This window comes from Pseudomonas sp. NyZ201 (assembly GCF_049860765.1).
Taxonomy (GTDB): domain Bacteria; phylum Pseudomonadota; class Gammaproteobacteria; order Pseudomonadales; family Pseudomonadaceae; genus Aquipseudomonas; species Aquipseudomonas bharatica.
In genome coordinates this window covers 2,801,809-2,819,268 of sequence record NZ_CP187557.1, presented here as the reverse complement: position 1 = coordinate 2,819,268, position 17,460 = coordinate 2,801,809, and the positions used below count along the sequence as shown (strand labels likewise).

Genomic DNA, 17,460 nt, shown 5'->3' with positions numbered 1-17,460 from the left:
CCGAGCGTTGCCCATGAACGTGACCGCCTCCACCCGCTGCAGATCACCGATGCCCAAGAAGACTGGTCGAAGTCGTGCATTCATTGCGGCGATTCTGCTCATCACTACCGAGCAGTGCCTGGCACTGACCACCTCAACCATCATCGCCTCCGTCACTTCGCTGCAGTGCCTGGAGTACCGGATCGTCGGGATCTGCTACTGGCTGCTGTGCACACCGTTCGGCTGCACGGTGCGCACCTCGCCGAAGATTCGTCATTTCATTCCCGAGCTAGTGGTGTCGAGCTACGCCGACACCGGCGCCAACCCCTGGAGCGAGATGTCGGCACTGTCGACACCGACGCCAGCGTCACAAGGAGGTGGCAACCTGATCACACCGTCACCGCAGCGCGATAACCTGCCACGGTTCAAGAATGTCGACGGCATCGGGCACCCCGGCGGGGCTGCCCTTACCGCCCTGGCGCATACGTTCGGCTATGCGTGCCCAAGCGGTGCCGTGCCGTTTGCGCCCTACTACCTCAGTACCCTCGACCCGCTGGCGTGGCGCCAGGCCATTCCCGAATCCGTCTACCCGCAGGCACTGGTGCCGGGAATGCGCGAGATCGGCAACCAGGCACTCGGCGACATGTGGGGTAGTGTCTATCCACGCCACGGATTTCTGGTGCAGCCCGATGATTTCAAGGCCGGTGCCGTGATGGCTCAGCGCGCCAGCGACTTCATCACCCGCGCTGGCCAGCCGCATGTGTACCTGCCGCTGCAGCCGATGCCTGCGCCCGGCTATTGGCCGCCGCAGCCGGTACTGGAGAACAACGTCAACAACCACCGCTGGCAACTGCTCACACCGGTGATCCAGAACACCTGCGCCATCTTCCCCGGTCCGACGATCCAGAGCGGCGACGGCGCCTATGCCTGGTCGCTGTGGCGGCCCTACCGCTGCTGCCAGCGCATGGGCCAGACCTTCCTGTTCAGCATCGATTTTGACGGAGGCCAATGATGAAGACCCTCTCGCTCGGCCTGCTGTGCTTCCTCGTCTATGCCGTGGGCCACGCCGCCGAGAACGGCTACCACCTTGGTGACCAGGCTCCGGTGCTGGACGATCGGGTGATGTACACCATCGGCGGCGGTTCAGCGGCAGGAGCGCCCTCCTCGCTCTACCGACCCAATGGCCTTGGCGTGGGCATGTCTTGGCGCGCCAACATGATGTGCGGAAACATGAACCTCTCGAACACCCTGCAGAACCAGCTCAATGGCGCTACCCAGGGTTTCCAGCAGATCATGGGCAACGTCATTCAGAACGCCACACAGGCGGTGATGTCGCTGCCGGCGATGATCATCCAGCGGGCCAACCCCGGGCTGTATGAGCTGCTGAGCAATGGCGTTCTGCAGGGGCGGATCGACTTCGGCCGCTCCAAGCTCACCTGTCAGGCAATGGCGGCGAAGATGGCCGACAAGGTCGACCAAGCCGGCTGGGGCGCGCTGGCGCAGAACCAGGAGATGCAGCACAACCTCGAGCAGTCCGGCGGTGACGCTGTGAGGGCGGTGAAGGACACCGAAGCGAACAACGGCAACAACGGCGTCAGTTGGGTCGGCGGGCAGAAAGCCGGTGGCAACGGCCAGCAACCCATCCGGGTGACGTCGGATGTGGTTAAAGCCGGCTACAACCTGCTGCACAACCGGGCGGTCGAGGACACCTCAGCACTGGGCTCGAGTTGCCAGAATGGCGCCATCTGCCAAGCCTGGTCGAGTCCCGAGGAGGCCTCCGAGTGGGCGACGCGTGTGCTCGGGGAAACCGAGGTTCAGACCTGCGACGACTGCGAGACGCTGCGGGTAACCGCCGGTACCGGCCTGTCACCGCTGATCCAGGAAACCTACACGGAAAACCTTGAAGGCTTGCAACGCATGGTCTCGGGTGCCGAGCAGCCGACGCCGGAGCACCTGGGTAAAGTCTCCAGCCCGTTGCTGCAGGTCTCCCGAGGTGTCATCGAGGGGCTGCGCGACGACCCCGACCAGAACCTGCTGGCCCGACGCCTGGCCAGCGAAACCGCGCTATCGAGCGTGATCTACAAGGCGATGCTGCTGCAGCGCACGCTGTTTGCCGGCAGCCATGAGCCCAATGTGGCCTCGGCGCAGCCCGCCACCACTGCCCTCAACGGCAACGTCGAAACCCTCGAGCGCGAGATCCGCCTGCTGCAAACCGAGCTGCAGGTACGCCAGGCGCTGGCCACCAATACCGCCAGCCTTGTCCTCGATCGCCACGCCGGCGGTGCAGACGCCTCGCGTAGCATCGATCAGCGCGATCCGGAGCCGGACCGTTTGCGCCGAGCCGAACAGGAGAGGAGCACGCCATGATCTTGGTTTCGGTGAGATCCACGCTCGCACGTGTGCTGATGATCCTCGGCGCCATGCTGGGCATGTTGCTGATTGCTTGGATGGCGCTGCACCTGTCCGTGACCCAGTTGAATTGGCTCGAACCGGCACGAGGGACAACAGCCTACTTCGCGTGCTGGCGCACGCTCTTGTACACCCTGATTATTGCCGGTTGGGCCGCAGCGTTGCGCAGGCGGCCCACGCCTGCAGATCAACAACGGCTGAAGCGCCTGGGATTGATCGGCTTCAGCTCGATCATCCTGGTCGAACTGTCTCGCGTGTGAGGTGCAGACATGAACATGAGCACCAACAGCTACCTTGAGTACTACCTGTCGCTGCTGGCCTGGATCATCAATAACGGCATCTGGAACACGCTGGCAGACACCGGGCTGTTCGCCGCGCCCTTCGGTGCAATCATCCTGCAGGAATGGCTGTCGGCCCGCCAACAGGGTGCCGACGAGGGCAACAAGGGGCTGTTGTCGATCCCTCGCGTCGAGAACCGGCTGTGGATGAGCTACGTGGTCATTCTGTTTGGCTGCATGCCGTTCTTTCCGCTGAACCTGTCCTCCGTGAGCTTTGACGATGCGGCGAGCCAGCGCTGCGGGATTTCCATGGCCAAACCTGCGGATACGGCCTGGGGCACAACCTTCAACACCATCGGCGAGAAATCCGCGAACGTGCCCGTGTGGTGGTTCCTGGTGCATGCCATGAGCAAAGGCATCACCGCCGCCGCGACCGCATCGATCCCCTGCGCACCTGACATCCGTGCGATGCGCATGGAGATCGACAGCTCGCGGATCAATGACCAAGTGTTGCTGCAGGAGGTCGCCGACTTCACCCGGGACTGCTACGGCTTTTCGCGCTCGCGGCTGTTTACCAATCGACCCGAACTGGACGAAGCTCAGAGCTACGACGCGTCCTGGATTGGCTCGACCTACCTCCTCAACACACCGGGCTACTACGATACCGATCGCTCGCGAATGCCCAGGGTCGATTGGCCATACGACGAGACGAGAGATACCTCGCTGCCCCAGCTCGACAACGGTGCCGGTTACCCCGCCTGCAAACAGTGGTGGAGCGATGGCACCATCGGATTACGTGATCGCCTGGTGGCCGAGGTCGATCCATCGTTGATATCGCAGTTGCGGGGCTGGCTGACTGGGCGCACCACCACCGAGATCGAAGACGCTACCTTGCGAGAGCTGGTGAGTCCGCGGCAGCAATCGTTGAGCATGGCGCCCGGGCAAGTGTTCCAGGACTACGGCAGCAGTGCCAGGGGCGGCTCACTGACGCAAGGGCTCAACAACCTGGCCACCAACACCGGCCTGGCCCTGGGCTCGTTCAGCAATTTCCCGGCGATGAATGCCTTGCGTACCGCCCTACCTATGGTTCAAGCCTTCCTGATCATGGGCACGATCATCAGTTTGCCGCTGGTGCTGCTGATCAGCACCTACCAGTTGAAAGCGCTTATGACGATCACGTTCGCGCTGTTCACCCTACATATGCTGACGTTCTGGTGGGAGCTTGCGCGGTGGGTCGATTCGAGCATGCTGGAAACGCTATACAACCAAGTCTCCGCCACAGACCAGGGACTGTTGTCGTTGCCGACGGCAGGCTTCATGGACGGAACAGTCACCGCGCAGATAATCGAGTACGTCATGGGGGCAATGTTCATTGTATTGCCTGCATTGTTCGTGGGCACTTTAAGCTGGGCAGGTTATGCCGTGGGTAACGGGATCCAGAGTATGTTGGCAAGTGGCGGTAAGAATGCAACCGACGCTGCAAGCAAAGGCACAGCGCAATTGACTAGTGCCGGCAAAAAATCAATCAGGTGACTTAAAGTCACCTATGTAATGGCCGTTGCTATCATAATCGCCAATATAGAGGTCAGCACCCAGAGAGTCTGGGACTGATTCTTCTCGACTCGCCAATGGTTCGCCGTTCTCCCACCAGCTTCGAACCAAAGCAACTGCCAGGCTGGTAATGATCAGCAAAGCAAAGGCGAGAGCTACTGCAGCAAGGCCAATCAAGCAAAGTAGTCTAACATCTGCCGTAACCCAAAATTTTCTATGCGGTAATTGAGTCGAACTCTGAGCGCTTACTAATTTGGATGCCAAATTTCGCCAGGCTGTTCCAAGGCTAGAACCTAAAAGGCCCGGAACTGAATGAGGACGGATTTTGGTACTCATGTTACACCTCCACAGGCCGGTAGCCCGTTGGATCCAAGATTCAAGTTTACTCCTTTCAGTCCCGCGAACAGTACCGCTCATCGTTCAGCAGCGGACTGAAACATCGCCATGGAACTATGCGGACACGGATCCTGACTCTGCACCTGCCCCGCCGTTGACCGAAGCCAGCCGGCCTGATATTGAGTAAGTGCAATCGCTGGTTATCCAGCATCCCAGGTAGCCGTAACCTTTGAGGCTACGTCACGTTTGTGATGGTTATCCCCAAATGCGATTCGCGTTCGGCAGCTCGCATGGTCACCGTTCCCCGGTGATGAACGCCTTCCAATCCCCCCATAGCTCATTGAGCCTGCGTCTTCGACGCCCCCAAACCCAATCCATACCAGTGCTGGGAATTCTCCCGCATGGGTGGCATTCCTCCGCACCTTCTGGAGGATCTCATCATGCTGCGTTTCACAGGCACTGAACTTCACGCCGTATTGGCAGAGGCCGGCATCAACGGTTGCAGAGTGATATTGGTCAAAGACCACGGCGTCTACCTCATGTCAGAGGTTGGCGAAAGCAAACCAGATGGCGGTGGACGTAAACGCGTGGCCTATGCCACCGGTTGCAACCCTGCCGTCGACGACTTCGACACTTGGTGGAGTCGCGCTCGCGATGAATTCGGCGGCGATGATTTTACTGAGTACTTTGACGTCGATGATCCCGTTCTAGTCAGCCTTCGCGGCACTGCAGGATCGCTGGTGGTGGAGGCCACCTCTACCCATCTGTACCTGGCCGCCGAGGTTGATCCTGCGGGAAAAGCTTGAACGTAAAAGCGAGCACGTCGCGCTTCCCGAGAGGCACCTAGCGGGCCTTTCGGGAGGCATTTCGCACTACGTTCAGACTGAGTGGAGATCGCCGCTGGTCAGGAATTCACGGCCGATAGTCTTCCTTGGAACGCCCTGGATAGACCCGTTCAAAGAGGTCAGGAGCGGAGATTGACCCCACGTTCAGGCGCGTTTTAATGGACGGACGCTCCCTGCACGGCGGGTTGATCGGATCCGGCAAATCCACACCAAACCTCAGAAAGGTGACTCGCAATCTGCTAACCGGAGGCCACCATGCCCAGGATGAACCACCTCTCCACTGCCATTGTGCTGAGCCCAGGTGTCTGGCGGCAGTTCATTGAACCTGCCACAGGCGAGGAGCCGGTTGGACAGTCTGCACTGCGCTTGGCTGGCCTGCTCAATAGCGCGCTGACCTCTGCACCGCTTGCCTTGCACCGTCCTGTAGCACTGCAGCTCGACCTGCAGAGCAACGACACTTCAGTAGTTGCCCATTTGCCGCCGCTTCAGCTGGCTCGCGTCACACCGCGCAGCGGCCCGGCTTTTTTACTCGTCCGACTGCCTGATGAGAGCGCGGTAGACATCGCCGCCCTCTGACCCACTCAGCACCGTCGCAGCCTCCTCTACCCCCATCGGGAACCCTTCCCGGCTGGGCAGCGTTCCCCCTTTCACGACCGGAGAACGCCATGTCCGATATCTATCTGGACGTCACCAACAAGATCGTCAGTGCCCTGAGCCAAGGCGTGATCCCCTGGATCAAACCTTGGACCACCACAGGTTCGAACGCTGACTCTCCATTTCCCATCAACGCCATTACCCGGCGGCCCTACGCCGGCATCAACGTTCCACTGCTGTGGGCTGAGGCTCGCCTGCGAGGGTTCACCCAGGATCGCTGGCTGACCTTCAATCAGGCACGCAAGGCCGGCGGCCATGTGCGCAAGGGCGAGCAATCCACCCTCGCGGTACTGTACAAACCAATGAGCAAGGAGGCGCATGACGAGGACGGCCAGGTCGTTCGTGATGAACAGGGCAACATCAAATTGGTGCAATTCGCACTCCTGCGCACGCACTGCCTATTCAACATCGAGCAGACCGAAGGCTTGCCTGATGAGAAGCCAGCCTCCGCTGAGCACGCCGAGCCCGCAACCTTCATCGATCATGAACCGGCCGAGCAACTGCTGGTCGCCAGCGGGGCGCGCATCGAGCATCGCTACAGCGATGACGTGTTCTATCAGCCGATCCGTGATCTGATCCAACTGCCTACGAAGGCACAGTTCGAAGACGTCGGCAGCTACTACGCAACGGCTCTGCATGAGCTGACGCACTGGTCGGGCCACCGAACTCGTCTGAACCGTGAAGGTATCACCGGCGGGCATGCATTCGGCTCCACGGCTTATGCTTTCGAGGAACTGGTCGCAGAAATGGGCGCCGCGTTTCTCTGCGCACTCACCGGTACCGCAGGCGAGTTGCGTCACGAGGAATACCTAGCGTCCTGGCTGAAAATACTCAAGGAAGACAAACGAGCCATTTTCCGCGCCAGCGGTCAGGCCCGGGAAGCCTCTGAGTACCTGTTGGCCTTGCAGTCTGATCAAGCTCCGGATACGCCAGCTCGTCTCACCGCGTGATTCCACTCATCTAGCAAAAGGCCCCTATCCGGGGCCTTTGTTTTATCTGCTGCGCGGCACCTGCCGCCGTCAGAAAGCCACTGATTACTGCAGCCAGCTCTCGACGGTGTCCGAGCCGTGCTCCTGCTTCCACTGCTTGAGGATCTTGTGGTTGCCGCCCTTGGTTTCCACAACCTCACCGCTCTGTGGATGCTTGTAGCGCTTCACCTCGCGAGGCTTGCGCTGACTGCTGCTGGATGCACTCGCGGTCGGTACACTCAGGCCCTTGGATGGATCCAGAATGCTGATCACCTGGCGCAGGCCCATGCCGTATTGTTCCAGCAACGCTTTGAGTTTCTGTTCAAACTCGATTTCCAGCTTCAAACCGGAGTCGTTTTTCATGGCATCCAGCTGTTGCAGCTGGGCGGCCAGTTGCGCTTCGAGTGCTTTGAACTCGGCAAGTTTGGACATTAATGCTATTCCTAGGCGTGGGACAAGTGCAGGGATAATAACTGAGACTGCGGAGTTAGCCGAGAGTTTACGAAAAGCGCGAGCGTTCTTGCGAGGCGCCGGTTAAAACGACCTCCCTTGGTCGCTCAATCAGACAAGTGCTGACACAGGTGCGCCACAAGTTGCCTCGGGTTTGCGCTGTTTCCGATCTGGAACAAGATATCGCGCTGGCTGCGGGGCAGTTTTTTCGCACAGCGCTTGGCCGCAGATCGGATGGCCGCATCTGTGCCATGGATCCGATCAGCCAATAACACGACCAAAACCGCATCACTCAACGTCATCCGTATCCCTGCTTTAGAAATGATACCGGCCAGTCTACGCCCCGACCAAAAGGTTCGCTATTCCGATCCGCCGCCGATCCCGATGGACCTGGCTTCGAATTATCACATACGCGAAAAAGGCCAAGGCGGTAAAGGGTAACGGCGGCAATGGAAGGGGGCGCAAGGGTAAGAGCTCTATCCGAAAAGGCAAAAGGACCTCCCGAACGAACAGCAGGTCATGCGATGAAACGCTGGTGGCTAACATTTCAAAAAGGTGAGGCGGCAGAGCCCACCCCCACGCCCATCGCCGAGGGCTTCCTGCTCCCGCAATCGGCCGAATCTCTACTCGCCGCCGATCACCGGAGAAAGCTGCTCGGACGCATCTGGCAGTACACGGCCCTCTCCGAAGCGCAGTTTGATCGGCTCTACCTCGAGCCCATCCGCCGCTACGCCAGCTTCGTACAGCAACTTCCGGCCAGCGAAAGCCATCATCACGCCTATCCCGGGGGCATGCTCGATCACGGGTTGGAGCTGGTGGCCTGCAGCTTGAAGCTACGCCAATCCTATCTACTTCCCAGCGGTGCTGCACCGGAAGACCAAGCCGCTCAGGCCGATGCCTGGAGCGCCGCGATTGCCTATGGTTCTCTGCTCCATGATATCGGCAAAATCGCCGTCGACCTGCAGGTGGAGTACCAAAGCGGAGAGCTCTGGCACCCCTGGCACGGACCGCTGAGCCAGCCCTACCGTTTCCGTTACCACCGAGGCCGCGATTACAAGCTGCACGGTGCCGCGGCGGGGTTGCTCTACACGCAGATCCTATCGCCCGCCCTGCTCGGCTGGCTCAGCGATTATCCCGAATTATGGAGTCAATTGCTGTTTCTGCTCTCTGACCACTACGAGCAAGCTGGGACCCTCGGGGAATTAGTGCTGCAGGCTGACCGTGTCTCCACCGCGCAAAACATCGGTGGCAATCCTGCGAAGGCTTTGCAGGCGCCCAAGCACTCCCTGCAGCACCACTTGCTAACGGGACTGCGCCATCTGGTGAAGAACGAGTTCAAGCTCAACCAGCCCGGCGCGGCCGGCTGGCTCACCGAAGACCACCTGTGGCTGGTCAGCAAAACCACGACCGACAAACTACGCGCGCACCTACTGGCTCAGGCTGTGGACGGTATCCCCTCCTCCAACATCGCCTTGTTCGATGAACTGCAGTCACATGGATTGGTGGAAGCGACACCGGAAGGCAAAGCGATTTGGAACGCTGCGGTGACAGACGGTGACTGGCAGCATCGCTTCACCTTCATTCGCCTGCAGCCCAGCCTTATCTGGGCCAATGAGTCCAGGCCAGACTGCTTCAGTGGCACGGTTGAACCGATGATGGACTCAGCCCTGCCGACTGATGACGTCAGGGAGTCTGCCCTAGCCGGGCCGCAGATTGCAGCGGTAAAACAAACGCTCGCCGCTGTGCCGCTGAATCAGGAATTCGACTACCTCGACGACCTGATGGGCATGCTTGAGGACCCGGCCGAGCTTCAGGCTGAACCAACTGCAGCAAGCCTCCGGCCTACCACTTCGCCGGAGCAGGACGCCGCGGGATTAGCCTTTATCGAGTGGCTGCGGGAGGGCATTCGCAGTCATCGCTTAGTGGTCAACGACAGTAAGGCTAAAGTGCATACCGTGGATGGCACATTCTTCCTAGTCACACCGGGCATTTTCCAACGCTATGCTGCTGAGCACCCAGGTTTGGCTGACGCAGGTCCCAAGAGTGACAGTTGGCGGCTCCCCCAACGCCAATTCGAAAAGCTAGATGTCCATGTGAAAAAGCCCAATGGCCAGAACATTTGGACTTGCAACGTACGAGGCCCGCGGAAAACAAGCGCCCTCAACGGCTACATCCTGCGTGATGCGAATTTCCTAGGCCAGCCTCCTCCCTCGGACAACCCGTTCCTTTCGCTCCGACCTCCGCACGCCTGAGTTCCTTGCCTTTCACTTTTTGTAAGCTACATTTTTTGTAAGCACTGCCATGACCCACTCTTCTTGGAAGGGGCGTCCCCCATGATCAAAGAACCACGCGCTCGCTCTGAGCTGCTCAAGACTTTGCTGCTTTGGGGAGGTCGCCTTGGCAATGCCCGAGTGCGTGAACTGCTCGGCATGAAGGTTACCCGGGTTAGCCAGTTGATCAGTGAGTTTCATCAAGCACACCCTGATTGGGTGGAGTGGGATGCGATCTCACGCGGCTATCGAGCCACACCAGCCCTTTACCGCAGTAGTTTCGATTCAGCGGCGACACTGAGCCAATATCTGTCGCTTGTAGGCATCCCTCACGCGAAAGGCGAAACGGTCAGCGAGCGAGCTCTGTGGAACGCGTTTCCTGATCTTTCTGTACCCACGGCTCGTATTTTTGCTCAAATCACCGAGTCCATTGAGTTGTCCAGGCAACTGCAGATCAATTACCGGTCCATGAACAATCCACGACCGCACTCACGCGTGATTTCACCCCACAGCGTCGTACGTGCTGGCCGCCGTTGGCATGTCCGCGCCTTCTGTTCAAGCAGGCAAGATTTCCGCGATTTCGCCCTGGGTCGGATCGATTCGCCCACCCTGCTCAGCGCACCCAGTGCGCGGTTGGCCGATGAAGATATTGCCTGGCACACGATTCTCGAAATCCGCCTGATTGCTCATCCAGCAATGGATCAGGATCAGCAGGACATGATTCGCTTCGAATACTTCGCGAATGCCGCCGCTCGAGTTGAGCGCTGTCGCGCCGCGATGGCGACGTATTTCATTCAAGATCTACGGGCGGCCACTGATCCTGCCAAGCAGTTGCCCCCCGAGTACCAGCTAGCGGTGGAGAACATGGAGGAGTTGCGACCATGGCTGTTCACGGTTTAGATGATGGTGGGTTAAAGCTATTCGAAAAAATACCAGACCGGCTCTTCAGTCCACTGGCCTCACCCAATCGACATCATTTCTGGGCACTACTCTGCCACCTCTACCGCCGCCGCTTTGGACCCGATGCGCCGCTTCCACCTAGCCATGGTTTTGTGCAGCGCGAACTCCTCCAAGAGATTGAGGATCACATCCGCTTTGCTCCGAAATGGCAACCAGAAGATGAGGAAGAGCCTAATCTAAGCCTGGAGCAACGAGCCTCCAACTATTTTCGCCGACTGTTGCAAGCTGGCTGGTTGCGAACCGAGAAGTATGGTCTGACACAAACTGTATCGATGGCGCCCGCCGTCAATCAGATGCTCAGTCTGCTCATCGATTATGCCGAGAAAGATCCCGTATTTGTCTCTGGGAAGATTAGCGCCATTGACGCATTGATTACGAACGTTCTGCGAGAAAATGGCGCTGGCGACCTGTTTCATGAAGCTGCTGAGCAATGCCGAAATCTGCTGAATTACATCCGCACCACTGGCACCAACGTCAGAGACCTGATGGCATCAATTGCTACTCAAGAGACCACCGCTGACTATGCTCGGCAGTTCTTTCAGGGCTACGTGGTCAATATGTTCATTGGCGACTACAAGGAATTACGCACCCAGGAACACCCTCTGTCCAAACGCCCGCAAATTTTGCAGTCAGTGGAAGAACTAGCGTCGAAGCCGCACCACCGCTCGCGACTCTTGGAGTGGTACACCAAGCGTCTCGCCAACGGCGATGAAGCTAAAGCTGAGGCTGCTTTCGAGCGTGACGTGCGACGTCTGGAGGACCTGGATCGGGTCGAGGAATATCTGGAACGGCTGGACGATGAAATCAGGACTGCCAATAAGCGCGCTTTGATCGTTCTGCAATATCGCCTGCAGTCAATTCGCCCGATCGACGATTTGCTGCGTCACGCCATCGACGGTTTGCTTGCCAGCGGTTTAGACGGTGGCTTCGAAGGCCCCCTGGAAACTTGGCCAGCAGTGTTTGCCCCCGACACACTGATCTCCGCCTCCCGATTGGCGCAGCCGCGCAAGGAAACTCAGCGCCAGCCGCCGTCAGCGCTCCGACAGGCAGTGCTCTCAGAACATACTCGCGCGATTGGCAATCTGGTACGGCGCGCCCAGGAGCGTAGACGCATTACGCCAGTAAAGCTGCGGGATTATGCAAAATCAGCCCTTGGTGCTGAAGACAAGGTCACCAGCAATGATCTACCCGTGACTAGCATTGAAGAATTGCGCGCTTACCAGAGCTTCAACAGTCTAGCTACAGCACTGAAGTCAGGTATCGCCTCATCCATCATGCAGGCTCGCCGACAGATTCCCGGCCTCGACGTGGTGTATGAGGAAGACGGCTCCATTGAGCACCCTTTCCTGCTCGCCCGGTCATTTGAAATCCGCTTGCGCAAACCCAGCCTGGTCAAGAAGAGGCAAGACTCATGAGTAGCTATTGGCAGGACTTGGCAAGCAATTCGAACGGCTACTACGAAGCGGAAGACTTTGCCGCAGCAGCCTACCGGCTGGTGGCCGAGCAGGTGATGTATCACGCAGATCTAAAGAGTCGAAAGGCATTCGGAATCATTGAACAGTACGAGCGGCATATCAGCAAGGCCCTGGCGCCACTGGGAATCACCGTCGGCGTAGATCGCCAACTGATGTTTGCTTACGCGTTACCCCAGCACCCCAGCCCGACTTCGGCAACAGTGCCACAGACCTTGTTTGCTCTGGTGTTGCGTGGGCTCTATGAAGAAGGCATGCGAGCTGGTGAGGTCGCGGATGAAAGCGGAGAGATCATCTGCGACTTCATCGAGCTTCAGGAAAAATATCGATTGATGACCGGCCGCGAGCTTCCGCCCAAAGGTGAGCTTGAAGCCCTCATCCGAACCACACGCCGTTGGGGTATCGTTCGGCGACTGGAGGCAGCAGACAGCCAGTTGGCCGGTCTTCGCATCGACTCAGAGGATGGCGGCATCGCGATTCGCCCAGCCATTCGCGTCATTCTGGGAGAGTCAGCGTTACAACAGCTCGCGCTCTGGGGGGCGTCTGCAAGCGCCACTGCCTCATCTACTGATGACAGCTACTCAGACCAAGTCGATGAGGAGTGTCAATGAAGCGCCTTGAAAGCATCAAGTTGATCCAATTCCTGCTGTACGAGAGCGAAGAGTTTCGCCTGGGCGAGACCAGTGGCATCTTTGGCCCCAATGGCAGCGGTAAAAGCTCAGCCCTGGACGCCGTGCAGATCGCTATGTTCGGTGCCAACAAAAACCTGATGGCCTTTAACGCTCAAGCTGACTCTTCGGGTGTCAAGCAAACACGTACACTGCGCTCCTACTGCCTTGGCCAGTACGGCGATGACATCGTCGAAAGCGTTCGCCCGAATGCGACCACCTACATTACTTTGACTTGGAGAAACCTCGAGACTGGCGAACCCACTACCGCTGGTATTTGCATAGAGGCCTCCCTCGATAGCGAGGACGCCAGAGTCCAAGGCCGTTACGTCATCAACGGCGTTGAGCTGGCCATGGCTGACCATCTACAAGCAATTGACGGCGGAACTGCGCCGCTGCCTTGGAATAGTTTTCGTAGTCGCCTCATGGCGCGCGCGAAAATCTCGGGAGAGAACCCGCTGTTCGAGGACCCCAGCAGTTTTACCAAGCAGATCCTTTTTGCTTTACGAGGCAAGAACGGTCAGCCGTCCTATGACGCCTTCATCCGCGCCTTCCGCTTTGCTCTGCGCATGAAGTTCGATAAATCGGTAGATCAGATCGTTCGTAGCGACGTGCTGGAGAGCCGTCCTACCAACGTCAAGAAGTTCAAAGCCATCGTCGATACCTTCAAGCATCTCAACCAGCTCATCGAGACCGTCGAAAAGAAGATCGCCGACGGTAAACAGGTGGCCGACATCTATCACAAAGCACAACGCCGATTACGCCAAGCTGCTTCATGGCGTGGCCTGGCGGCGATTGCCACCGAAGAAGAAGCCCAGCTGGCTTGTGAAGCCAGTCATGAACAGTGGCAAACAGCTAAACAGACCGCCAGGCAACTCAGGACCACCTGCGAGCGACTGGAACAAAACCAGAACACCACCGAGGCAGAGCTCAGACACCTGACAACCCGGCAGCAGCTTCACACTGCGCATCAGGAAAATGCTGATGCACAACTGAACCAGGAAAATGCGCAAACCCAGTTGAGCAATAGTGCCAAGGCGCTTCAAGGCGAACTTAGGAAGGTGTGTACCGCGCTGAATGACACCGCGCAATTGCCGTACCTAGTAGATCATCGGGAACTGCTGCTGAGTTTAGCAGCCGGTATTCGGCCCCTGGTCGCTTCGCCCGAGTTGGCGGTGACGGAGGTGCTGCAGCAGTCGTTGCAGGAAATGGCCGCGGCAGGTAGCGAGATCCGCTCCACCTTGCAGGCAGCACTGCTGACACAGCAGAACCAGGCCAACGAAGCCCGCGAACAGATGCGGACGATTGCAGATGCTCTGGAGCGAGCCAAGCAAGGTAAAGCGCCGCTGAGTCTCGGAGCACAAACCCTGTTGAGGGAGCTGCTCGATGATGGAGTAAACGCCATCCCGGTGTGCGACCTGGTGAAAGTCAAAGACCCACGCTGGCAACCTGCAATCGAGGCCTATTTGGGCAAGAACATCGAAGCGCTTTTACTGCCGCAGGAGCAGGAGCAGAGGGCATTCGAGATCTACCGAGAATTGAAAGGCCGCCGAGCGATCTATGGGGTGAAGATTGTGCGCAGCAATCAGGTCAAAATGCCCTCGATGCACCAGAGCGGACTAGTCGCAGAGCTGATTGAAGGCACTAACCCAGTTGCGGTGGCCTATCTCCGAAGCCAGTTGGGCAATCTGAAACGCGTAGATGAAACTAACGAAGCGCTCAAAGGTGAGCGGACGCTGACCATGGATGGTATGTATGTCAGTCCACGGGACTTTGAGCGCCTTAGACTTGATGAGCAGAACCTGCGCATCGGCTCCGGCACTCAAGGTCAGGCAGAGCGCCTTCGGGCCGAACTGGGGCAAGCTGCGCTAATCCTTCGGCAGTCGGAGGATAGGATCATGGTGATCAACCAAGCGCTGGGCAGCAGCGAAGACTTCGCCAGCTCCATGGTCAGCCGGTTGATCCTCGGTTTGACAACTACCCACGCCGAAGCTGTCCGGCAATGTGAGTTGGCTGATCAGCGTGTCGCCAATATTACTGACGCAGAGTATCTCGCTATCTGCGGCGGCATACACTCGCACCAGGTAACGTTGGCCCGGCTGAAATCAGATGCCAAACAGGCACTGGAAGCAGCAGTGAAGAGCGAGTCGGGCCTCCAAGCGCTTGAAGCTGCTTATGGAAGCAGCACCTTACGACTTGAGCAATGCATTCAGTTCAAGGAGCAATGCCGACAACACCCGGACTACGATACCACCTTTGTCGCAAGCGCTTGGGACAAGCTTCTCGAACGCTTTGATGAACCAGGCTCTATGGCCAGTCACTGTAGGGAAGAATGCGCCAGCGCTGAGAACGCCGGACAGAAGCAGGCCGGCCTGGCATACAACAAACTGGGGATTTACCTGCAAGACCATCATGAAGTTGTCCCTGATGGCGCACTCGACGATTGGCGTGTTGCCAAAGCCTGGATCGACCAGCACGTGCAAAAACTGGAAGACACCGAGCTGCCGGAGCACAAGGCTCACGCAGAAGCCGCCTACAAAGCCTCGCAGGAAACTTTCCGTCGTGATGTGGCAATCGCTTTGAACACCAACCTTGAATTCCTTCGTCAAACCTTCGAGCGCCTCAACGCAGCGTTACGCAGTACGCCACCGTTCACCAACGGCGAGCGCTATCAGTTCATGTACAAGGTTCGCCCCCACCTCAAGCCCTTGCTCGACTTCATCAAACAAGTCGCCGACTTTGGCGTCGATGGCGGGCTGTTCGGCGAAGCCGGCCATATTCCTCCGCAGTTCGAGGAACTACTGCGCGACAAGGCTGCTGTTGGCAATGCGGGCGGCAAGAGTCCGCTGGATGATTACCGCGAGTTCTACGAGTTCGACGTGCGCATTGAGCAGGTGGCCGCAGACGGTATGACATCTAAAACCATCGGCCACCTGAGTAGGCGAGTCGGTCCCGGCTCTGGAGGAGAGCATCGCGCCCCGCTGTACGTCATTGCCGGTGCAGGACTGTGGTCCGCCTATCGCATGGATCATGGGGCGAACGACGGCCTGAGATTGATCATGCTGGACGAAGCCTTCGACAAGATGGACACCTCGAACATTGTGGCGACAATGAAATACCTGCAGGAGCTCGGCCTACAAGTACTGCTCGCCAGTCCAGGAGAAAACCTCGGTATCCTCAATGCTTTCCTCGACAGCTACTTCGAAATACAAAAAGACCCTGTCCGCCATGCCGTTCAGATTGACCGCGTCGAAGTGACGGAAGCAATGCGTGAACAGTTCCGAGAAGATCTTTGGGAATTTCACCCTGAGTTGGTCGACGAAGAAATCGCTTCGATGCGCGCACAAGCCGCCCCGGTGCCCGCCCGGATCAGCGGTGCGCCCCAATGACTCCGGAAGAGATCACCAACAAATTGCTGTACAAGCTCTTGAAGGCGGGCAACCAAGCCACCGCTGGCGTGCGTAAACGCGCGCCAGCGCTGACCACCGCACAACTCAAAACGTACAGCGCTATAAGAAATTGGCATGACAAGCAAAGATGCGAAGAAGTGATGCTCGCTGCCCGAGATGCCGGCGCCATCAGTTTGGTGCGCGACAAGCTGAATCCTGAAGATGGCCTGGTTGAACGAATCAACTTGATTGACACAACCGCCCTCGCCCGCTTTCTCAAGCAACCCACCCATGCAGATGTTCTGGGCGCAGCCAAGTCCCTCTTGGAGCCCTATCTGACGCAGCATGATGTCCTTCAGCTGGTTGTCGACAGGTGGGCACGGATGGTCAGTGTTCGAGGAATGGGGCCGGCCGACGCTGCAGACTGGGTGGAAGCCATCACAGTCGTAGAGCAATGCTCTCGAGCCCAGGACATGACCTTGTCTTCAGTGCGTGAAGTCAGCGCACGGCTGCTTCGCAACAGCAAGCGGATTGAGCAGCTGACTGTTCCGCTGGATATCCTGCTTCAGGGTTCGCTGGAGGTTTCGGCGAGGAAGCCTTCCGAGGTTTGGCAGGAGCTCGGGCTGTTTAAAGAGGAACAGCCGGTACTCTTGGCTGGCAATGTGACGGTCGTCAGAGACCGTGTCAGTGCTGTTCTCGACGCCCCCTATACGGGTCTGCCTGCCAGCGCCATCCTCAGAATATCGGGAGCAGTGGAAGGTGTCCTGTCCATCGAGAACCTGACGACGTTTCACAGCGAGGCCAAACGCCAAGCCGATCAACCAAAACTGCTGATCTACACCGCAGGCATGCCGTCTCCAGCATGGCGGGCAATGTATCAACGCATCCTATCCAGCATTGAACGCGAATCACCCGTCCATCATTGGGGTGATGTCGACGAAGGCGGATTTCGCATTGCCGCCAAGCTCGCTGAAACAGCGACAGTCACAGGCCATTGCCTGCAGCCACATGCCATGCACCCTGATGACGTGCCGATAGCCCTCAGAAAACCAGCCTCCGAACGGACTTTACAACGCATGACCCGTTTTGCTGAACAGGCTGGCTGGCACGAAGTGAGCAGAGCGTTACTGACTTGTGGCTTCACGGTCGAGCAAGAGGCGCTGTAGCCGGCCCTCGGTCACTGCTCGTTGGTGACGGACGATTACCGCGTGAAACCTGCACTTGCTGTGTG

16 protein-coding genes are annotated in these 17,460 nt (G+C 58.2%); 13 read left to right on the top strand and 3 right to left on the bottom strand.

The window, feature by feature from the left end:
* Nucleotides 1–13: 13 nt before the first annotated feature.
* From ACPFMA_RS12525 to ACPFMA_RS12510, 4 genes are read left to right on the top strand one after another with little or no spacing between them, the layout of a single operon-like run.
* Nucleotides 14–991, top strand: coding sequence for a TIGR03756 family integrating conjugative element protein (locus ACPFMA_RS12525; protein ID WP_425930351.1), 978 nt, complete (start codon nucleotides 14–16; stop codon nucleotides 989–991).
* The gene (locus ACPFMA_RS12520) at nucleotides 991–2,346 is read left to right on the top strand and encodes an integrating conjugative element protein (RefSeq protein ID WP_425930350.1); all 1,356 of its coding nucleotides are present in this window, start codon (nucleotides 991–993) and stop codon (nucleotides 2,344–2,346) included. The genes ACPFMA_RS12525 and ACPFMA_RS12520 overlap by 1 nt, the downstream gene beginning before the upstream one ends.
* Nucleotides 2,343–2,648, top strand: coding sequence for a hypothetical protein (locus ACPFMA_RS12515; RefSeq protein ID WP_425930349.1), 306 nt, complete (start codon nucleotides 2,343–2,345; stop codon nucleotides 2,646–2,648). Before ACPFMA_RS12520 ends, ACPFMA_RS12515 begins: the two co-directional genes overlap by 4 nt.
* Before the next feature lie 9 nt (nucleotides 2,649–2,657).
* Nucleotides 2,658–4,199: a conjugal transfer protein TraG N-terminal domain-containing protein gene (locus ACPFMA_RS12510; RefSeq protein ID WP_425930348.1), complete on the top strand. Its 1,542-nt coding sequence runs from the start codon at nucleotides 2,658–2,660 to the stop codon at nucleotides 4,197–4,199.
* Here the strand turns inward: ACPFMA_RS12510 and ACPFMA_RS12505 are convergent.
* A complete protein-coding gene (locus tag ACPFMA_RS12505; protein ID WP_425930347.1) occupies nucleotides 4,188–4,553 on the bottom strand; it encodes a hypothetical protein in 366 nt (121 codons plus the stop codon). The genes ACPFMA_RS12510 and ACPFMA_RS12505 overlap by 12 nt on opposite strands.
* 440 nt (nucleotides 4,554–4,993) lie before the next feature.
* Here ACPFMA_RS12505 and ACPFMA_RS12500 point away from each other — a divergent pair, with 440 nt between their 5' ends.
* The 3 genes from ACPFMA_RS12500 (at nucleotide 4,994) to ACPFMA_RS12490 (ending at nucleotide 7,002) form a co-directional block, all read left to right on the top strand.
* Nucleotides 4,994–5,359, top strand: a complete 366-nt coding sequence (locus ACPFMA_RS12500) for a DUF3085 domain-containing protein (protein ID WP_425930346.1) — start codon at nucleotides 4,994–4,996, stop codon at nucleotides 5,357–5,359.
* 294 nt (nucleotides 5,360–5,653) lie between these two features.
* The gene (locus tag ACPFMA_RS12495) at nucleotides 5,654–5,974 is read left to right on the top strand and encodes a hypothetical protein (protein ID WP_425930345.1); all 321 of its coding nucleotides are present in this window, start codon (nucleotides 5,654–5,656) and stop codon (nucleotides 5,972–5,974) included.
* A gap of 89 nt (nucleotides 5,975–6,063) precedes the next feature.
* Complete coding sequence (locus ACPFMA_RS12490) at nucleotides 6,064–7,002, top strand: ArdC family protein (RefSeq protein WP_425930344.1); 939 nt, start codon at nucleotides 6,064–6,066, stop codon at nucleotides 7,000–7,002.
* Nucleotides 7,003–7,086: 84 nt separating this feature from the next.
* On the opposite strand, the gene ACPFMA_RS12485 is transcribed toward ACPFMA_RS12490, so the two are convergent.
* Nucleotides 7,087–7,452 (bottom strand): histone-like nucleoid-structuring protein, MvaT/MvaU family, encoded by a 366-nt coding sequence (locus ACPFMA_RS12485; RefSeq protein ID WP_425930343.1) that lies wholly within the window; start codon nucleotides 7,450–7,452, stop codon nucleotides 7,087–7,089.
* 125 nt (nucleotides 7,453–7,577) lie between these two features.
* Nucleotides 7,578–7,772: a hypothetical protein gene (locus tag ACPFMA_RS12480; protein ID WP_425930342.1), complete on the bottom strand. Its 195-nt coding sequence runs from the start codon at nucleotides 7,770–7,772 to the stop codon at nucleotides 7,578–7,580.
* 222 nt (nucleotides 7,773–7,994) lie between these two features.
* On the opposite strand from ACPFMA_RS12480, the gene mobH reads away from it, so the two are divergent.
* The 6 genes from mobH to ACPFMA_RS12450 all read left to right on the top strand — a co-directional run bounded on the left by mobH (nucleotide 7,995) and on the right by ACPFMA_RS12450 (nucleotide 17,395).
* Nucleotides 7,995–9,722 carry a MobH family relaxase gene (gene mobH / locus ACPFMA_RS12475; protein WP_425930341.1) on the top strand — a complete coding sequence of 576 codons (1,728 nt, stop codon included), beginning with the start codon at nucleotides 7,995–7,997 and terminating at the stop codon, nucleotides 9,720–9,722.
* Nucleotides 9,723–9,803: 81 nt separating this feature from the next.
* On the top strand, nucleotides 9,804–10,640 hold the full coding sequence (locus tag ACPFMA_RS12470; RefSeq protein WP_425930340.1) for a WYL domain-containing protein: 837 nt from the start codon (nucleotides 9,804–9,806) through the stop codon (nucleotides 10,638–10,640).
* Nucleotides 10,622–12,115: a Wadjet anti-phage system protein JetA family protein gene (locus ACPFMA_RS12465; protein ID WP_425930339.1), complete on the top strand. Its 1,494-nt coding sequence runs from the start codon at nucleotides 10,622–10,624 to the stop codon at nucleotides 12,113–12,115. Before ACPFMA_RS12470 ends, ACPFMA_RS12465 begins: the two co-directional genes overlap by 19 nt.
* Nucleotides 12,112–12,783 carry a DUF4194 domain-containing protein gene (locus ACPFMA_RS12460; RefSeq protein WP_425930338.1) on the top strand — a complete coding sequence of 224 codons (672 nt, stop codon included), beginning with the start codon at nucleotides 12,112–12,114 and terminating at the stop codon, nucleotides 12,781–12,783. The genes ACPFMA_RS12465 and ACPFMA_RS12460 overlap by 4 nt, the downstream gene beginning before the upstream one ends.
* A complete protein-coding gene (locus ACPFMA_RS12455; protein WP_425930337.1) occupies nucleotides 12,780–16,229 on the top strand; it encodes an SbcC/MukB-like Walker B domain-containing protein in 3,450 nt (1,149 codons plus the stop codon). Before ACPFMA_RS12460 ends, ACPFMA_RS12455 begins: the two co-directional genes overlap by 4 nt.
* A complete protein-coding gene (locus ACPFMA_RS12450; RefSeq protein ID WP_425930336.1) occupies nucleotides 16,226–17,395 on the top strand; it encodes a Wadjet anti-phage system protein JetD domain-containing protein in 1,170 nt (389 codons plus the stop codon). Before ACPFMA_RS12455 ends, ACPFMA_RS12450 begins: the two co-directional genes overlap by 4 nt.
* Nucleotides 17,396–17,460: the final 65 nt, after the last annotated feature.